Genomic DNA, 17,796 nt, shown 5'->3' with positions numbered 1-17,796 from the left:
AATGGGAACGAAGTGTTAAAGTAAAGTACAGAATATTAAGGTGCTCTTTAAAAGCATTTTTTAGTCGTGAGAGATCAATTCTTCCAGCACCTCGGCCATAACCCTGTGCCTGAGGATATGTTTCTGGTTCTGTTCGCCTGCTCTCCTGATAGAGTAATTGTCTTCAATCCATTCTATCTTTTCGTCATAATTCACTTTCAGAAGAGTTAATCCATAGGCTGGAGCAGGTTCGATTCCTTCTTCATAAATGTCCGGATTCAACATCTGGAGCAGCCAGTCATTATCGCGTACCCCTTTTCCTATCATGGAAAGGGCAGTTACGATTTTCCGGACCATATTCCAGAGGAAACTGTTCCCAACAACATCGATTTTTGTAAGGTCTCCATCTACGCGGGCATTTATTCTTTCTATGGTTCGAACCGTACTTTTTTCTCCGTTGGTCCGTGAAAAGTTCTCAAAATCATGGGTCCCAATCAGCAATTTTGAAGCTTCCCGAATTCTGAAAATATCGTACTCTTTCCCGCTCATTACATATCGGTAGTGCCTGGAGGCCGCATCTCTCCTGGCATCAAAGCTTCGAGGCACTTCCGCATGGGCCCAGGTCCAGATTGCCGGGGGAAGTTCGGAGTTTATGATTCTTGGAATTGCCAAATTCGGTTTATCCGTATCAAAAGCGACAACCTGTTCAAGGGCATGAACCCCTGCGTCGGTCCTGCCGGCGCAGGTATAATTTGCAGACTTGGGGCTTTCTATTATCCCGAGATTCCGAAGAGCCTTGAAGAGTTCTCCCTCCACGGTCTCGACATTGGGCTGGATCTGGGAGCCGTGAAACTCGGTGCCTATATATGCAAGTTTTAAAGCGACTCTCATAAGAATCTCTACCTGGCTTTTTTCTTATAATAAATTTCTCTTACAATCAGCAGGACTACTATAAAAACACACCCTAAAAGGAACCAAATTCCGGGGTGAAGAGAAAGCGTGTCATAAAGCCCGTGAATCCCGCCTGCATGAGCTAACCCTTCAGGAGGAATAGAGGAAGAGGGAATACCCTGAACCGAATCCAAACCATTCGGTGTGTGCATGGGAACTTCAGCAACTCCCTGAGTAGGGCCAGCTTGCAGTCCGGAAGAGAGATTTCCTGTTCCGGTTTCCAGAGCCTCAGAACTTGCATTCAGTGCTTTGTTTTCGGGCATCTGCTGGTCGAGAGCTATTTTCGGGCTTATATTATTGCTCTCGTTGACATCCATAACCATCTGCTCCGGAGAAGGCTCACCAGGTATCTCCATTATCCCAGTTCTCAAAGGAGCAGTCGCATCAATGAACTTCTTTGCCTGCATATAGGCCGAAAAATACTCTATCCCTGCAGCTGCAAAAAAGGCAGCTCCTATTACCCCGATATACTTTTGAAGCAGACTTATAATGGAAAGCTTGTCCATTGGGCTCTTTGAAGGAACGAGAATAATCAGTTTTTCCGCGGATTCGTAGATCTTTACCTGCCGCCCTTTCTGACTCCACTTTATTTGTTTGACCTTTATAAGATCGGATTCGATAAGAGAGTCAAGATTGTACTTGACAGTAGTAAGGGGAAGCTTCAACTCCTCTGCAATACTGGTTGCAGACATGCTTTCTTTCCCGAGCAATTCAAGAATCTTTAATGATGTCTCATTGGAAAGAATCTGAGCGATCTTTCTGGATTCCCCATTTACCGGGAGAACAAGTACCCTGCTGTCCTGCTCTATTTGTTCTGGTCCCTTTGGAGTCTCGCCAGCATCCGATAAACCGTCTCGATTTTCAAACCCGTCCATACTTACTTCCTGGATTAAAAACCTGCCTATTTTTTATTCAGTCTGTACCATAATTTGTGCGGATCTTAATATAAACTTTTATTTTTGTGTGTAAATATACATCTACTACTATATTTATATATAGAATCCAGACCTTAACCTTAAATACAACATTGTATATTCTAATCTAAATTTTCCGCTGGTACCAATCATGATCACAAAACAGCAGATTCTTGAATTTCTGAAAAATTACGATTTAGAAAACATTACAATTGCGACAGTCTGTTCTCATTCAAGCCTTCAAATCTTTGATGGAGCTCGAAAAGAAGGTTTCAGAACTCTGGGAATCTGCGTAGGCAAACCTCCCAAGTTTTATGAAGCCTTCCCCAAGGCAAAACCTGATGAGTACCTTATTGTCGAAAGCTATGACGATATAATGAATAAGGCTGAGGAGCTTAGAGAAAAAAATACTATCATCGTTCCACACGGTTCATTTGTCGCTTACCTTGGCACGGAAAATTTTGCAGAAATGGCTGTGCCCACTTTCGGAAACCGGGCCGTGCTCGAATGGGAGTCGGACAGGAATAAAGAACGGGAGTGGCTGCTCGGAGCAGGTATTCACATGCCCGGGAAAATCGATGATCCTCACGAAATCAATGGGCCTGTAATGGTTAAGTATGATGGGGCAAAGGGAGGAAAAGGTTTCTTCGTCGCAAAAACCTATGAGGAATTCAGTGAACTCGTAGACCGAACCCAGAAGTACACAATTCAGGAATTTATCACCGGAACCCGCTATTACCTGCATTACTTCTACTCCCCCATCCGAAACGAGGGATATACTTTAAGCGAGGGCAGCCTTGAGCTCCTTAGCATGGACCGCAGGGTAGAATCCAATGCCGATGAGATCTTCAGGCTCGGTTCACCCAGAGAGCTCATAGAAGCAGGCATCCGCCCGACCTATGTGGTCACAGGAAACGTACCGCTTGTAGCAAGAGAATCCTTATTGCCCCTTATCTTCTCTCTCGGAGAACGGGTAGTTGAAGAATCCCTGGGACTTTTTGGCGGGATGATAGGAGCTTTCTGCCTTGAAACCGTCTTTACGGATACGCTTGAGATTAAAGTCTTTGAGATCTCGGCCAGGATTGTTGCAGGGACAAACCTCTACGTTTCAGGCTCTCCTTATGCGGACTTGATGGAGGAAAACCTCTCAACTGGGAGGAGAATAGCTCGGGAAATCAAAATCGCAGCCCAGACGAACCAGCTGGATAAAATAATATCCTGAGTTAGTGCCATAGAATTGTCTGAAACTTTCTGAAATTTACTTTTCAGGGTTGAGCTAAGCTCTCAACCTCCAGACTTTTATAGGTTCTAAATTTTAGAAACTTTGATTTGTCGAGTTTTTAGAATTTTTAATTTATAGGACTTTTTGAAGGTTAAACAGTTAGTTCTCTTTTTGATCTCTTTTTGATCTCTTTTTGATTATACTTTCAAAACCGCTCAAACTTCAAGAATTTAAAAGTTGAGTTTTATTTTAGTCCCTGTATGTAAATTATTTTAAATAGTTTTCAGTCTGATACTATCAGATGTCGAAAGTGGAAAACAAAGAGCTCAGGCCTGTTTTTGGGGGAAAATTTCCCGGAACGCTGCGTGTACTCGGAAGTGAAGAGAATCCAGGGAAGGGCCTTCTGTCCATTGGAAATTACATGGCACTTGACCACTCGCGGGGGGCTGCCGTTTATCTTGATGCCCTGAAGCCTCATGCTATTTTGATCTGCGGGAAGAGGGGATATGGAAAATCCTATACCATGGGCTGCTTGCTTGAAGAACTTGCTTTTCTTGAGCCGGTTATTAAGAAAAGGCTTGCATCCCTTGTTATTGACACTATGGGAATTTTCTGGACAATGAATCACCCAAATACGTTTGAAGCCCATAAGCTGAAAAGCTGGAAGCTCACTCCATCCGGGCTCGAGACTGAAGTTTTCGTGCCTGAGGGGAAAGTTGAGGCTTACAGGAAAAGGAATATCAATGTAAAGCCGTTTTCCATCTCAATTCGAGAACTTTCAGGAAGCCAGTGGTGCAGAATCTTTAGTATTGAGGAGGTTTCTCCCCCTGGAATTCTGCTGGTAAGGGCAATCGAATCTCTCAGGGAAAGGGAATATGCATATTCCTTTGAGGAAGTTCTCAGCGAGATAGCCGGGGACTCTCGCTCGGACAATGCTTCTAAAGGGGCTGTAGAAAACTACTTCAGGGCAGTGAAATCCTGGGGCCTTTTCTCAGAAGAAGGGACTGGCCTGTCAGAACTCGTATCAGGCGGGATGACAACCATCCTTGATGTGAGTACGCTTGAAAATGAAAACGTCTGCGCTGCAGCAGTATCAATTCTTGCAGGCAGGCTTTATGAAGCACGACTTGAGGCAAGACGGGCCTACGAAAAGAAACTTATGGGGGAAAAGACTGAGGAAGAAGAATTTCCCATGGTCTGGCTCTTTATAGATGAGGCTCACATTTTCGTACCCGCAAAGACTGAAGGCCTTGCCTCGAAAGTGCTTATCAACCGCTGCCTCAGGCAGGGCAGGCAGCCTGGTCTTTCCCTGATTCTGGCAACCCAGAGGCCTGCAAGCCTGCATTCTGATGTTGTTTCCCAGAGTGATCTTCTGATCTGCCACCGCCTTACGGCGAGTGATGATATCCTGGCCCTGGAAACTTCGCGGCCTCTTTATATGCAGGAAAGCCTCCAGGCTTATCTTAAGAAGATGGGAAGCGAAAGAGGGGCTGCCCTGATAGTGGACGACCATTCCGAGTCAGTTCATCTTGTGCGCATCCGCCCAAGGCTTAGCTGGCACGGAGGAGGAGAGCCAAGCGCTCTTGAGCCTCATACCGAAGAAAAAAACAACGAGAATGCAGTTCAACGATAAAAATAACTCATTTTTTGTAAATTTTCATGGAAACTCAGGAGTAAAAAGGTGGAATTGTTAACCAATTTTATATCGTGCCAGAAAATAATTTAAATATTACCTGTGATACTTCAACCCTGTGAATGCAGCTAAGTTCAGGCTGTAAGAATTGTAATAATAGCAGCATTTAATTGCAGCAAAAGACCGGTGATGTTATGAAAGGAAGAGCCTGGAAATTCGGAAATGACGTGGATACGGATGCAGTAATTCCCGGAAGGTACCTGATTTACAATACCCCTGACGAGCTTGCAAAGTACACGTTTGAAGGCGTGCGCCCCGAATTTGCAAAAAACGTTCACGAAAATGATATCGTGGTCGCGGGAAGCAATTTTGGTTGCGGTTCCTCGCGCGAGCATGCGCCCCTTGCCCTTAAAGGGGCAAAGGTAGCCTGTGTAATTGCAAAGTCTTTTGCAAGGATCTTCTTCAGGAATGCAATAAACATCGGAGTTCCTGTTCTGGAATGCCCTGACACTGACAGGATCGATGATGGAGACGAACTTGAAGTAGACCTTGCGACAGGAGTTATTGTAAACAGGACAAAAGGCGAGACCTACCAGGCAACTCCTCTTCCTGATTTCGTGCGTGAAATCGTTGATGAGGGAGGGCTTATAGAATATGCCAGGAAACTGGTCTCTGAGCGCTCGGAAACAGGAAATCTGTCCTGAGACAGCCCTGGCCGCGTTTGACATCTCATAATAAAAAAGGCAGTTTTGCCTGTAAATTCGAAAGGAGTATAAACATGACGCAGTATAAGATTCCAGTCCTCCCGGGCGACGGGATAGGCCCAGAAATTATCGCCGAAGGCAGAAAGGTCATAGATGCCGCTGGCGAAAGGTTTGGTTTTGATGTAGAATGGATTGAGTACCCGCATGGAGCAGATCACTATCTTGAGACGGGAGAATTGATTTCGGAAGAAACCTTAAAGGAATTATCCGGATACCCTGCCATTTATCTTGGTTCCATCGGAGATCCCAGGATTGCCCCTGGCATCCTTGAGAAGGGAATCTTATTAACTGCACGTTTTTACTTTGACCAGTACATCAACCTTCGCCCTATAAAACTCCTTGAAGGGGTCTGGACCCCGATCAAAGACAAAACTTCAAAAGACATCGACTTCGTGGTTGTCAGAGAAAATACCGAGGATTTTTATGTAGGAATTGGCGGCAGGGCAAAAAAAGGAGAAAGCAAAGATCTCCTTGAAGTCAAGCGAACGCTCTACTCCGCTAAATTCGGGCTTGATATCGAGACCGACAGCGAAGAAATCGGATACCAGATAGGCCTGATCTCCAAAGAAGGCACAAAAAGGGTTATCGAGTATGCTTTTGACCTTGCCGAAAACCGGAAAAAACATGTTTCGTCTGTTGACAAGGCAAATGTGCTTTCCGAGATATACGGCCTCTGGAGAGAGGAGTTCAGTGCCGTTTCTGCAGAACATCCCGATATTACTACGGATTTCAACTTCGTTGACGCCATAACTATGTGGTTTGTGAAAAACCCGGAGTGGTTCGATGTGGTCGTAACCCCGAACATGTTCGGAGATATCATCACCGATCTCGGAGCCATGATCCAGGGCGGTCTCGGCCTTGCTCCCGGCGGAAACATTAACCCCAAAGGCACAAGCATGTTCGAGCCTATCCACGGCTCAGCCCCGAAGTATAAGGGCCAGAATAAAGTCAACCCTATTGCCACAATCTGGGCAGGTGCCATGCTTATGGAACAGCTCGGAGAAGAAGAAGCCTCAGATATGATAGTGAGTGCAATCCAGAAAAATATCCTGGACGGCAAAGTCAAAACCTACGACATGGGCGGCAGGAACAGCACCTCAGATGTCGGGGACGACATTGCAAGGATAATAAAGGGAGAATAATCCAAACCTCCCTTCCCTATATTTCTTATTCTCATTACCCTTTTCTCATCATTCTTTTCTCATTGTCCTTTTTTCATTATCCTTCACTACATTTTTCTGTTCTTATCAGGCTAGAATCGCCGGAGTTTTCCGACTCCCTTTTTGAAAACTAAAAGACTGTTTTTAATGGTGCCTGGTCTAAGGCTTCTGAATAACAAGAATTTGAGCATCTTCCTGGGAAAACTTATGATTTCGAGCTGGCCCTTTCAGATCTGACCGGAAAAGTAAAATTAATCATGTTAAATATATTCAAAAATTTAGAAATACAAAGAATGCGTACTCAATTAAAATAAGGATAAAGTAAAGGTATTAAGCGGTATGGGCACGCCGGATACTAAGGAGTGAAAGCGATTATGATTTCAATCAGACCTTTTAATGAAAGTGATAAGCAAAAAATGCTTGGAATAGAACGGCTGTGTCCTCAGGGTGGTCAGAAATGTGCACTGGGCGTAGATAAGAAGGATATTATTGCCCGTTATAAAATGTATGATAACTGGAAAGTGCTTGTAGCAGAAGAAAAAGGAAAAATTGCTGGCTGGATCGGTTTTACTGTGAAACCAATTCCTGAAAGAAATAAAAAGTATGCATATGTTACCGAGGTGATGGTTCATCCGGACTTTAGGAGGACAGGGGTAGCCACAAAGCTTCTTAAGGAGCTGGAGGAAAAGGCTCTGGAAATGGGATCAAGTTACGTTTATTCTTATATATACGAGCCAAACAGTGCCTCAAAATCCCTGTTTGGTAAACTGGGATACTCCAGAGTGAGGGATATCAGCACGCCAGTAATAGCCACTTACAAAAAATCGGATATATCGCCAGAATATTCAATAGTGCCTGTTGATAAGGAGAATACTGGTAGTGCAGTCGACCTTATTAACGAATATAATTCAGGCTTTATGCACTTCATGCCGTTTACAGCTCAAACCTTTGAAGCGCGTTTGAAAGCGGTTCCCTGGTATGGATCAGAGAATTTCTGGATAGTTAGAGACAGGGATAATAAAATAGTGGCCTGTGCCGGACTATGGGACAGCTCCAGACTGGCGAATATGTATTATGCCAGAGAACCGGCAGCAATGAAGCTGACCAGATCTGTTTCTGGAGTTTTAAGCCATATTATAAAGGTACCAAAGATCACAGCCGAAGGAGAGCGTCTCAAGTTCCTCTATATTGCTGATCACGCATTCGATAAAAGACAGCCTGAGGCTATGCTGTCGCTTCTCAAACATTTAAGTAACCTCTCAATTGATATGAAACGGGATTATCTGATGACTGCAACAGACCCGGAAGATGCTCTTCTATCAGTAATGAAAAAACTGAAACCCCAGATCGAAATCTGGAGTATATTTGCAAAATCGTTCGAAGGGGACTTGCCGATTTTCAGACCTTTTTATAATGATATAAAAGATATGATTCCATAAATCGACACGGCCCTCTTTGAGAATTTTTATTTTCCAGGCAGCATATCTCCGGGAAAACTCCTGCAAGGATGAATTTCTTACATGAAGATTCCCGCTTTTACAGCAGGGTCATTATCCATCAACTTTTAGTTTCTTCTTCACCTGTGCTGAGAACTCCAACCCCTTTCACTTCAGTCCCATCGTTTACTCAAACATTACTTATATCCTTTAAATTAATGGTATCATGGCATAAGCGATTAATTAAGTTCCTGTCATGGCTTACAACCAGTACTCCAACATTGAGCTCTTCGACAATATTTAGAACTATATTCCAGATCTGGGCTTGAGTGATAGCGTCTACCATTGTGGTTATTTCATCGGCAATTAAAAACCTGGTTTCAGGACTTAAAGCCCGTGCAAGGGCGAATCTCTGGAGTTCTCCTCCGGAAAGCTCATTGGGCCATCTATTAAGCCAGTTCTTTTTTATTCCGAATGACTCTAAAATATCCTGTGAAACAACATGTCCTTCATTTAAAATATCTTTCATTCTCCATATGGGATTTACGGCTTTTTCCGGATGTTGAAAGACAAGCTGGACAGGATTATAGCCTTTTGACGGGATCTCTTTTCCATCTATGCTTACTTTTCCGTGGTATTTATTTTCATAGCCGGCCAATATTTTACATAGGGTTGATTTCCCGCTTCCACTGTCCCCGATCAGGCCCAGGACCTCTCCACTATCTAATGAGAGATTAACGTCTTTTAAAATCAAATTATTCTTTTTATATCCGAAGCTCAGGTTCTCACCCTTAAGATGCATTATTGCACCTCACCACTCCTCCATTGACCGTTTTAAATTGGGGAATACCCTGAGAACAGAGGGGTTTCTTTTTAGAGCATCTTTCATAAAAGATACATCCGTCAATAACTTCGTCCTGCATTGGCTGATGGCCTTTGATTGCCTGGAATCTGTTCTGGGGGAGAGCATTCCAGAGTGCGCGGGTGTATGGGTGCCTTAAATTCTCACCATTATTCTTAAAATCCTGAACATTAGCGATTTCTAAAACCGTACCTGCGTAGAATACTGCAATTTTATGAGAGATTTTTAATGCAGCCTCTATATCATGAGTTATAAGTACCACTGCACAACCTCTGTCCGCCATGTCTTTGAAGTAGCTCAGCGTCTCACTCAAAGTTTTCTCATCTAACCCCGGGGTCGGTTCATCCGCAATTATAAGCTTTGAAGAGCTTATTACGGCAGTGGAAACCAGAACTCTTCGGGTCATCCCTCCCGATAGCTCGTGAGGAAGCATTTTTTCAACTTCCGGTTTTAAATCATACCTTTGAAAAATCTCTCTCTGGAATTTCTTCATTAAACCTTCATTTTCCTTTTCAACGCATCCTATTACCTGATTTGAGATTTTCATTAAAGGATCAAGATAGGTGGTAGCTTGCGGAATCAGGGCTATTTCTCTGCCTCTCATCCCTTCTTTTCTTGCCTGGGTAAGTTCTTCGCCATTGTATTCGATCTTACCCTCGAGCTTTGCGTTTGAAGGTAAAATTCCTAAAATCGCATGAGCCAGAAGACTTTTACCGGATCCGCTTGATCCTACAACAGCCAGGATCTCGCCTTTATAAGCCTGTAGACTCAAATTGGAGATTACTTTTAACTCAGTTTGTCTGAGTCCTGAAGCATACTGAATGAACGAAAGCGAAAGATCTTCCACATTTAATAAAGCTTCAGCTTTTTTCTTTTTCCCGGCAACGGTCTCAAGTGCGGGGATTAACACTTTTTTAGTATTTGTTTTAGCTTTGCTTCCCATATTTCACACCTTCTAAATATAAATCAACACATTTTTTATTCATGAGCATTTTTCGGATTCATCAATTTTCCTAAATTTTCTCCGATCAAATCAAAGGCCAGGACTACAATTAGCAGGGACAATCCAGGGAAAAATGCAAGCCACCAGTATCCTGCTGAGAGGTATCGCATAGATTCTGACAGGATTATACCGATTGCCGGTTCGTGCGGTGAGAGCCCGAAACCCAGAAATGTGACTGAAGCTTCGTGTAAAATAGCATGCGGAAACATTAAAATCGTGCCTAACAGTATCTGGGGAACCAGATGGGGCAGAATGTGTTTTGTAGCTATCCACCATTTTGACCTGCCAAGATTTCTGGAGATGTGAATGTACTCCTGGGTCTTCAGCTGTTTGATTTCTGCTCTTACAACTCTTGTCAGGCCTGGCCAGTGCGTTAATGCAACTCCGATGATAACTCCTGTAGCTCCCCCTCCCATACCTATGGAAATGAGAATTATTAAAAGAAGATGCGGGATTGAAAGAAACAGGTCTACCAGCCAGGATACAAAGGAGTCTGCAGCCTTTCCTGCACTTGAAAGTAATCCTAAGATCACGGTCAGTACGGTACTGATCGTGGAAGCGAGGCCTCCGACTACTATACTCAGGCCCAGCCCTTCCAGAGTTCTTACAAACATATCTCTTCCCATCCAATCTGTCCCGAATGGGTGTTCCAGAGAAGGAGCAAGGTTTTTAGAGCCAAAATTAGTCTCTAACGATTCCCCGCCCAGAAATACGCTGGAAAACACAATTGCAAGTAATAAAAGCGAGGTTGAACCTATTATTAAAAGAGTTTTCTGCCTCAGGTTTAATCCCTGGAATAATCCCCTGTTAACTGTTACAACAGCAGTACTCATATTGATGCCTCCTGTTGTCTTATCCTGGGATCAACGAATTCATAGATTATGTCAGCAATCAGGTTTCCGAAGAAAACAAATAAAGCACTGAAGATAACTATTCCCAGAAGCAGCGGCACATCCGATCTCAATCCTGCTGCTACTGCAGCCTGCCCGATTCCGGGATATGAGAAGACCTGTTCAACCAGGACTGTTCCTCCGAACAATTCACTGAATCCTAAAAACTGCAGGGTAATGGCCGGGAGCATAACATTTCGAATTCCATGCCTCAATACCAGGTCTAATCCTTTCTCACCTCTTGCTTTTGCAAATAATACGTAATCGCTGGACAGGACTTCGATTAATTTCTCTCGAGTGAACATCGCAATTTTGGCAACGTCTAATAAACTCAAAGTTAGCGCAGGGAGAATTAAACGTTGAAGCCAATCAAAAAACGTCACATTGTCGGCTGTAACCCCTATAGGTACACTTAATCCGATGGGGAACCAGCCCAGATACACTGAAAAGACCATCAGAAGCACCAGTGCCAGCCAGAATGTCGGTGCGGCAGCTAAAGCGTAACAGTAGGTTTTTATTGCTTTATCTACCCACGTTCCCTCTTTCGCGCCCGCTATTATTCCTAAAACAAAACCTAAAATTCCCGCAAAAAGCCAGGAAATTCCCATTAAAACAAGGGAAGCTGTAAATCGTTCTTTAATGACATCAATCACAGGCGTTCTATAAATCAATGAGGTCCCGAAATCTCCTTTGAGAATATCTCCCGCCCAGTTCAGGAATTTCTCCTGAGGAGGAGTATTAACCCCCCAGTACTCTTCAAGTTTGGCTTTGTGCTCTGCGGTTACTGGCATTTCCCCAATATAAGCTCTAACAGGATCTATAGGCGAATATTGAATAAGCATGAAACTTGCAAAACAAACTATAATCAAAAGGCTTGCCAGCCTGAGGGTCTTTTTTCCTATGAAGCCCGCTATTTTTCCATTGTTTAACATGCTATTCCCTCGTACACTAATTGTTTACAATGAAGTCCCTTTTAACATGACTACCGTCTATGGATGATTTTAAGGATTTTGAGGAGCTATCATATCGTTTTAAGCCAGAATATGATTAATCCTGGCAAAACAGACATTTTATCACCTTTTTAGATCAGCCCATCGAATTCCAGTTCTGATAGAAAGAAAGGTAAAAATGAGTGATGCCCGTAGCACTGGAACTACAGGATCAGCCACTCATTACTTACAGGCTAATTCCCCACAACTGCAGGATTAATCACCTGCAATTGAGGAATTAATCGCTCATTTCAATGTCGAGCTGGCTGCGTTACCCTTTTCCACTCATAGATATTTCCCATGATATCTGCTCCTGAGTTTCTTTGCGGAGTTCCCAGGTCAAGGGTTTCATCAACCATATAGAGATAATCAGTTGTCACAAGCCATAGCCAGGTAGCATCTCCTGCAGGCCCATAGCCGGTATTTCCGTCATATGCGGCTAACTGCCAGTATTTTGTAGCCTCATCCTGACCTTCAGATTTTAAAGCTGCTTCCAGATACCCATCTACAACAGGATTATTGTAAAGCCCGGGATTTTTGTATGTATCATCGGCTACTTTGCTGTGGTATTGCAGATATAAAGTGAAGGTGTCGATATTACTGTAAGCGTATAAGACGGCTGAACTGTATTGATTGGCGTAGATTTCATCCCAGCTTGCACCTACAAGGTCTATTTTTATGCCTAGTTTTCTGGCCTGTTCGCTTACAGCCACAGATAGAGCTTGCCTGGTCTGGTCATCGGAAGAATAGTATAGTTTAAATTCTGCTCTAGTTCCGTCTTTTTCTCGAATTCCGTCGCCATCAGTGTCTTTCCATCCTGCGTTTTCCAGTATTTTTATGGCTTCTTCGAGATTTGAATCATTGATTCTGGCTTCAGGGTTTCCATAGACTCGCTGGTCCACGCCAGTGTATTCTACGGCTCCTTTTCCGGAGATTACTCCTTGGAGCAGGGCTTTTCTGTCGATACCTATGTTCAAAGCTTTTCGAATCGCTATATCCGCTGTCACATTATTGCCTATCGGATCTCCCTTAAGGCTATTTTTGCCTGTATCGTTCTGCATAGGGAAGGAAACGCCCAGTGCTCTTGCTGCCAGGAGAGCTACCAGGTTATATCCATCTATAGTTTGATTTGCATGGCTAATCTCGATCTCAGCTATGTCAACTTCGCCGGATTTTGCAGCTGCAAACGCAGTATCTTTATCCAGGAATAACATGGTTATTTTTTTAAAGTATGGTTTTTCTCCATAGTAATCTTCGTTTAATTCGAAGATTGCCTGTTGACTTCTGTCCCATTGTACCAGTTTATATGGCCCTGATCCTATTGGATTGGATCCGTAGGTTTCTTTTCCATATGCATGTTCAGGCACAATCCCGACGTATCGGAGTTTCCATATGAAGCTTGATTGAGGCTCTTTTAATTCGAATTTAACCGCAGTATCGTTTATTGCCGTAGCTTTTTCGAGATTACTCATATCCAGCTCGGAGTTGCTTCCAATTGCCGTATTAAATGTAAATGCCACGTCTTCTGCGGTTAATTTCTCACCGTCTGTGAACCTGGCATCATCCCTTATATTCACAGTCCATATTTTTCCATCCGAACTAACCGAGTAACTCGTAGCAAGGTCATTTATCATGCTTCCATTATCAGCTGATTTAAAAAGAGTACTCTGTACCAGTGGCTCGAAATTCACATGACCGCATCCCCATCCAAGAAGCGGGTCAAATCCGGTTTCCGGTTCACCTGTGTGCCCATATACATTCACCACCAGTTCATCAGAGCCCTGAGAAACTAATTCGTCAGAACTCTGGAGAATTGATTCATCTGAAACCTCGGAAGTTGAGCTAACTGGCTTACCCGCTGACATCAAAATAAAAATAACTGCTATAATTATGACTATTGCTCCTACCATTAAATACTGTTGATTTTTCTTAATTTAGACGCCTCCTCTATTTCTACCAGAACCATGAATATTAATCAGGAATTGAACCATATTAATCAGGAATTGAACTGTGAAGCAACAGTTAGACTGTTGAACACAAATTGAACCATTAAGTAAGGATTTTTAACTGTTACAGACGGTCCGGAGATAGTTCTTTAAATAAGATTTTTCTGGTTAATTATGACAATAAAATGTTACTTTTTATGACAAAATTAAGACAAATTAATTAAAACAATTTTACTATAAATACATTCCGAAATTTACGTATTACTAAACTCTTAGTTTCAAGTGAGTTAGTAATACTAAATGGGAACTCTACTCTTTTTTCTGCGTCTTTAAGCCGTTGAAGTATTGAATATGAAAAATAAGTTTAGACCAGGGAGATCCCAGAAGACAAAACGACAGTATAAAGATTGAAAAAGCAGAAATCAGTAGTCCAATGACTGAAAAAAGATAACGTGGTAATCCAGAGTCGGGAATATATATTCGAATCAAATTGAGCAAAAAGAGTTATACTGAGGATTTTGCATCCTCAGCTTTACTAAAAAGCCTTCAAGAACAGCTCCTTTGCTGGAGTTCAGCTTCCGTTTAATCCGATTTAATTCGCTTTGTTTTTTAATTCGTTATGCATTTTTAATTCTCTGTGTTTTTAAATTGTTGTGCGTTTCCACTCCAAGATATTACCGAAAATATCTGCACCGTGGGGCTGTATTTTGGGAGTACCGATGTCTAAATCTTCATCCATAATGAACAGGTAATTAATAGTTGCAATCCAGAGCCATGTCGCATCTCCTTTTGCAGAAAATCCTGTTGTTCCATCCCAGGCAGCCAGTTGCCAGTTTCTACTGGCAGTACCCGGATCAACACTGGTTATGGCTGCCCTTAAATAATTGTCCACGACCGGATTGTCGTACATTATTATGTTGTTGTAGCTTGAAGGGTTGTAGCTTTTGCTGTAGTATTTCAGGTACAGGTCAGCCGGGTCCAGCGAGCCGAAACCGAAGACTACCGGAGTAGAGTGTGCCAGGGTATCGATTTCATTCCAGCTCTTGCCTTCGACATTAATGTTTATGCCCAGTTTTCTTGCTTCCTCGCTCAATGCAATGGCTAATGCCTGTCTTTCCTGTGCGCTTGAATAATATAATAAAGTAAATTCGGCTTTCAGCCCATTCTTTTCAAGGATGCCGTCGCCGTCGGTATCTTTCCAGCCACCATCTGCTAAAATCTTCCTGGCTTCGTCTGCTTTTCCATCCTCAAAAATAGCTTCCTTATTTCCGAAAGGTAGTTTGTCAACACCCGTAAATTCTTCTTCACCCTGCCCGTTTAATGCGCCGTTGATTAACACTTGCCTGTCTATTCCAAGATTCAAGGCTTTTCTTATTGCAGGATCGGATGTTACATTGTTCCCGATTGAATAGCCATTTTCCGTTTTCCTGCCTGTGTCGGGCTGCATGGGGAAACTTATCCCTCTGGCGTCGATCGAATCAAGGGATACTATTTTCATTCCGTCTACTTTCTCATTAGCATAGGAAGCAGGAATTTCGGCAAGGTCAACCTGTCCTGATTTCGCGGCTGCGAAAGCCGTGTCAGACTGCATGAAGAGTAAAGTTAATTTTTTAAAGTACGGTTTCTGGCCATAGTAATCCGGGTTTGCTTCAAAGATCGCCTGCTGGCCTTTATTCCACTGTACGAACCTGTACGGGCCCGACCCTATCGGATTTTCCCCGTAAGTCTCATCGTAAGCGTGTTCCGGTACAATCCCGAGAACTGCGAGCTTGTTAATGAAAGTCGCCTGCGGATCATTTAACTTGAATTCAACCGTAGAATTATCAAGGGCTGCAGCATGTTCCAGCATAGTGAGGTCTACTCCGCTGGAATTTGCCGCCGTATTGAACGTAAACGCTACATCTCTTGCAGTTAGAGGCACTCCGTCATGGAATTTCACATCATCCCTTATATTAACAGTCCAGGTTAACCCATCCTCAGTAACAGAATAACCTGTCGCTAAATCGTGGATCAGAGACCCGTTACTATCTTTTTTAAAAAGAGTGCTCTGAACCAGAGGTTCATGATTATAGCCCCATCCGGTAATCGGGTTAAACCCGGTTTCGGGCTCTCCTCCGTGGGTCCCTACCGCTGCCACCAGCTCATCCGAACCTTCGGAAATTAAGTTATCCGAGCCGCCGGAAACCGATTCGTCAGAAACCGATTCATCTGAAACCCGGGATGCCGGGCTGACTGGCTCCCCGGCAGGCATAAAAGTAAAAGCAGCCGCAAGAATTAGGGCTATTGCCCCTATTAACAAATATTGCTGGTTTTTTTTAATTCAAACTCCTCCTTTCTCATAATTATGATGAGTTATCAGAATAGTACTACCCTATCAGTGGTGTATTCAGGAATTTCCAACCCGTCAAATAACACGTACCCAGTAAAAGATATTACTAAGGTAATACTTTTTTGACCAAAGTTAAGATAAATTAGACTAAATCCATTTTATTATAAATACTTTCCTAAATATGTGTAATACTAAGTTAGTTGTTTTATAGAATTTAGTAATACAAAACAGGCATTTTATTATTTTAGGGAGATTCTTGATTGCCTGCAGTTTCGAATGCATAAAATAAATTTAAATTTGGAAGTTCAAAAAACAGTAAAAGGATTCATTAAACTAAACCTTTCTCTGAATCTACTAAAATGATTTCAGATACAAAAGTTTAATAGAAAGAAAGGCATATGTCAAAGTGTTTGCAAACCGCTAAAAACCCTGTTTTTCTTGTATTTATAAAGGGTTTGATAATATCCCAACAAGAATTTTAGTCCCAGAATTGGGCTCATCTCAGACCTTTTCTGGCCAAATAACGGAAAATTTTGCCCTATTCGCGAGCAAGATCCACTAAAACAAGGATTGAAACTATTCGCCCATCAGGACCCCGACACACCAGTCAGGATTCGCGAGCAAGATCCACTAAAACAAGGATTGAAACTATGTCCTATGATTTTAGTCTAAAACTTAAATTAATTCGCGAGCAAGATCCACTAAAACAAGGATTGAAACAGCCTGTTGGAAGTCTCCATGTAGTTCCATCCGAAAATTCGCGAGCAAGATCCACTAAAACAAGGATTGAAACAAAGACCTTTCAGCCCTGAAAGATCAGCCTGAACTGATTCGCGAGCAAGATCCACTAAAACAAGGATTGAAACTTTTTTATAAGGATCGTGTTCTGGAAACAATTCTAATTCGCGAGCAAGATCCACTAAAACAAGGATTGAAACTCCATGTGTCGTCTGCCCATGTTAGGCTGCCTATTATTCGCGAGCAAGATCCACTAAAACAAGGATTGAAACCCACGCTACCAAACGTGGTTAAGTATGTAATCTTGAAATTCGCGAGCAAGATCCACTAAAACAAGGATTGAAACCAGCTAATAACCGATCTTCACCTAATGACTTAATTGAATTCGCGAGCAAGATCCACTAAAACAAGGATTGAAACTGGAATTGTAAAACGGGTAATGTGCAAGTATAAGGAGATTCGCGAGCAAGATCCACTAAAACAAGGATTGAAACATTTTTAAGGATGTGCCACAAATGCAATACAAACCACATTCGCGAGCAAGATCCACTAAAACAAGGATTGAAACGAATTACGTATGAGTTTGCAGGATGGAAATTAAAAGGATTCGCGAGCAAGATCCACTAAAACAAGGATTGAAACTTCGTAACTCCCCAGTGATTCGCTGTTTTGTTTCCATTCGCGAGCAAGATCCACTAAAACAAGGATTGAAACTCCGACAAATGGAAGATATGGGATTAACTCAAACGATTCGCGAGCAAGATCCACTAAAACAAGGATTGAAACTTCAAAAATAAGAAATTTCTTTGAAGGAAAAGACCTGGTATTCGCGAGCAAGATCCACTAAAACAAGGATTGAAACTAATATTTCTGTAGACAGTTGATTTCAGACCCGATAATATTCGCGAGCAAGATCCACTAAAACAAGGATTGAAACTCTTTTTAACGCGAGGCATTCCAAAAGCGTCATACATTCGCGA

General features: G+C 42.6%; 13 protein-coding genes and 1 CRISPR repeat array. Of the genes, 5 read left to right on the top strand and 8 right to left on the bottom strand.

Going from position 1 to position 17,796, the window contains the following annotated elements; translation table 11 throughout:
* Positions 1–60 precede the first annotated feature (60 nt).
* The gene (truA, locus tag ACPK8D_RS01275; protein ID WP_424716028.1) at positions 61–870 is read right to left on the bottom strand and encodes a tRNA pseudouridine(38-40) synthase TruA; all 810 of its coding nucleotides are present in this window, start codon (positions 868–870) and stop codon (positions 61–63) included.
* A gap of 8 nt (positions 871–878) precedes the next feature.
* A complete protein-coding gene (locus ACPK8D_RS01270; protein ID WP_424716027.1) occupies positions 879–1,805 on the bottom strand; it encodes an ArsR/SmtB family transcription factor in 927 nt (308 codons plus the stop codon).
* 190 nt (positions 1,806–1,995) lie between these two features.
* Here ACPK8D_RS01270 and ACPK8D_RS01265 point away from each other — a divergent pair, with 190 nt between their 5' ends.
* From ACPK8D_RS01265 to ACPK8D_RS01245, 5 genes are all read left to right on the top strand, one after another.
* Entirely contained in the window at positions 1,996–3,066 is a 1,071-nt protein-coding gene (locus tag ACPK8D_RS01265) for a formate--phosphoribosylaminoimidazolecarboxamide ligase (protein WP_424716026.1), read from the top strand.
* 301 nt (positions 3,067–3,367) lie between these two features.
* Positions 3,368–4,699 carry an ATP-binding protein gene (locus ACPK8D_RS01260; protein WP_424716025.1) on the top strand — a complete coding sequence of 444 codons (1,332 nt, stop codon included), beginning with the start codon at positions 3,368–3,370 and terminating at the stop codon, positions 4,697–4,699.
* A 194-nt stretch (positions 4,700–4,893) separates the two neighbouring features.
* Positions 4,894–5,403 carry a 3-isopropylmalate dehydratase small subunit gene (locus ACPK8D_RS01255; RefSeq protein WP_424716024.1) on the top strand — a complete coding sequence of 170 codons (510 nt, stop codon included), beginning with the start codon at positions 4,894–4,896 and terminating at the stop codon, positions 5,401–5,403.
* A 74-nt stretch (positions 5,404–5,477) separates the two neighbouring features.
* Positions 5,478–6,605 carry an isocitrate/isopropylmalate dehydrogenase family protein gene (locus ACPK8D_RS01250; RefSeq protein WP_424716023.1) on the top strand — a complete coding sequence of 376 codons (1,128 nt, stop codon included), beginning with the start codon at positions 5,478–5,480 and terminating at the stop codon, positions 6,603–6,605.
* Positions 6,606–6,997: 392 nt separating this feature from the next.
* Entirely contained in the window at positions 6,998–8,062 is a 1,065-nt protein-coding gene (locus ACPK8D_RS01245) for an N-acetyltransferase family protein (protein WP_424716022.1), read from the top strand.
* A gap of 187 nt (positions 8,063–8,249) precedes the next feature.
* On the opposite strand, the gene ACPK8D_RS01240 is transcribed toward ACPK8D_RS01245, so the two are convergent.
* The 6 genes from ACPK8D_RS01240 to ACPK8D_RS01215 all read right to left on the bottom strand — a co-directional run bounded on the left by ACPK8D_RS01240 (position 8,250) and on the right by ACPK8D_RS01215 (position 16,000).
* On the bottom strand, positions 8,250–8,861 hold the full coding sequence (locus ACPK8D_RS01240; protein ID WP_424716021.1) for an ABC transporter ATP-binding protein: 612 nt from the start codon (positions 8,859–8,861) through the stop codon (positions 8,250–8,252).
* On the bottom strand, positions 8,851–9,864 hold the full coding sequence (locus tag ACPK8D_RS01235; protein ID WP_424716020.1) for an oligopeptide/dipeptide ABC transporter ATP-binding protein: 1,014 nt from the start codon (positions 9,862–9,864) through the stop codon (positions 8,851–8,853). Before ACPK8D_RS01235 ends, ACPK8D_RS01240 begins: the two co-directional genes overlap by 11 nt.
* A gap of 35 nt (positions 9,865–9,899) precedes the next feature.
* Positions 9,900–10,757 (bottom strand): ABC transporter permease, encoded by an 858-nt coding sequence (locus tag ACPK8D_RS01230; protein ID WP_424716019.1) that lies wholly within the window; start codon positions 10,755–10,757, stop codon positions 9,900–9,902.
* Positions 10,754–11,746 (bottom strand): ABC transporter permease, encoded by a 993-nt coding sequence (locus ACPK8D_RS01225; RefSeq protein WP_424716018.1) that lies wholly within the window; start codon positions 11,744–11,746, stop codon positions 10,754–10,756. Before ACPK8D_RS01225 ends, ACPK8D_RS01230 begins: the two co-directional genes overlap by 4 nt.
* 308 nt (positions 11,747–12,054) lie before the next feature.
* Positions 12,055–13,713 carry an ABC transporter substrate-binding protein gene (locus tag ACPK8D_RS01220; protein WP_424716017.1) on the bottom strand — a complete coding sequence of 553 codons (1,659 nt, stop codon included), beginning with the start codon at positions 13,711–13,713 and terminating at the stop codon, positions 12,055–12,057.
* A 679-nt stretch (positions 13,714–14,392) separates the two neighbouring features.
* Positions 14,393–16,000 (bottom strand): ABC transporter substrate-binding protein, encoded by a 1,608-nt coding sequence (locus ACPK8D_RS01215; protein ID WP_424716159.1) that lies wholly within the window; start codon positions 15,998–16,000, stop codon positions 14,393–14,395.
* A gap of 618 nt (positions 16,001–16,618) precedes the next feature.
* A CRISPR array of direct repeats spans positions 16,619–17,753; the repeat unit is 37 nt; unit sequence ATTCGCGAGCAAGATCCACTAAAACAAGGATTGAAAC.
* Between the last annotated feature and the right edge of the window lie 43 nt (positions 17,754–17,796).

It is taken from the genome of Methanosarcina sp. (genome assembly GCF_049706645.1).
Taxonomy (GTDB): Archaea; Halobacteriota; Methanosarcinia; order Methanosarcinales; family Methanosarcinaceae; genus Methanosarcina.
The sequence above is the reverse complement of the archived record's forward strand: the minus strand, read 5'-3'. Positions and strand labels throughout refer to the sequence as shown.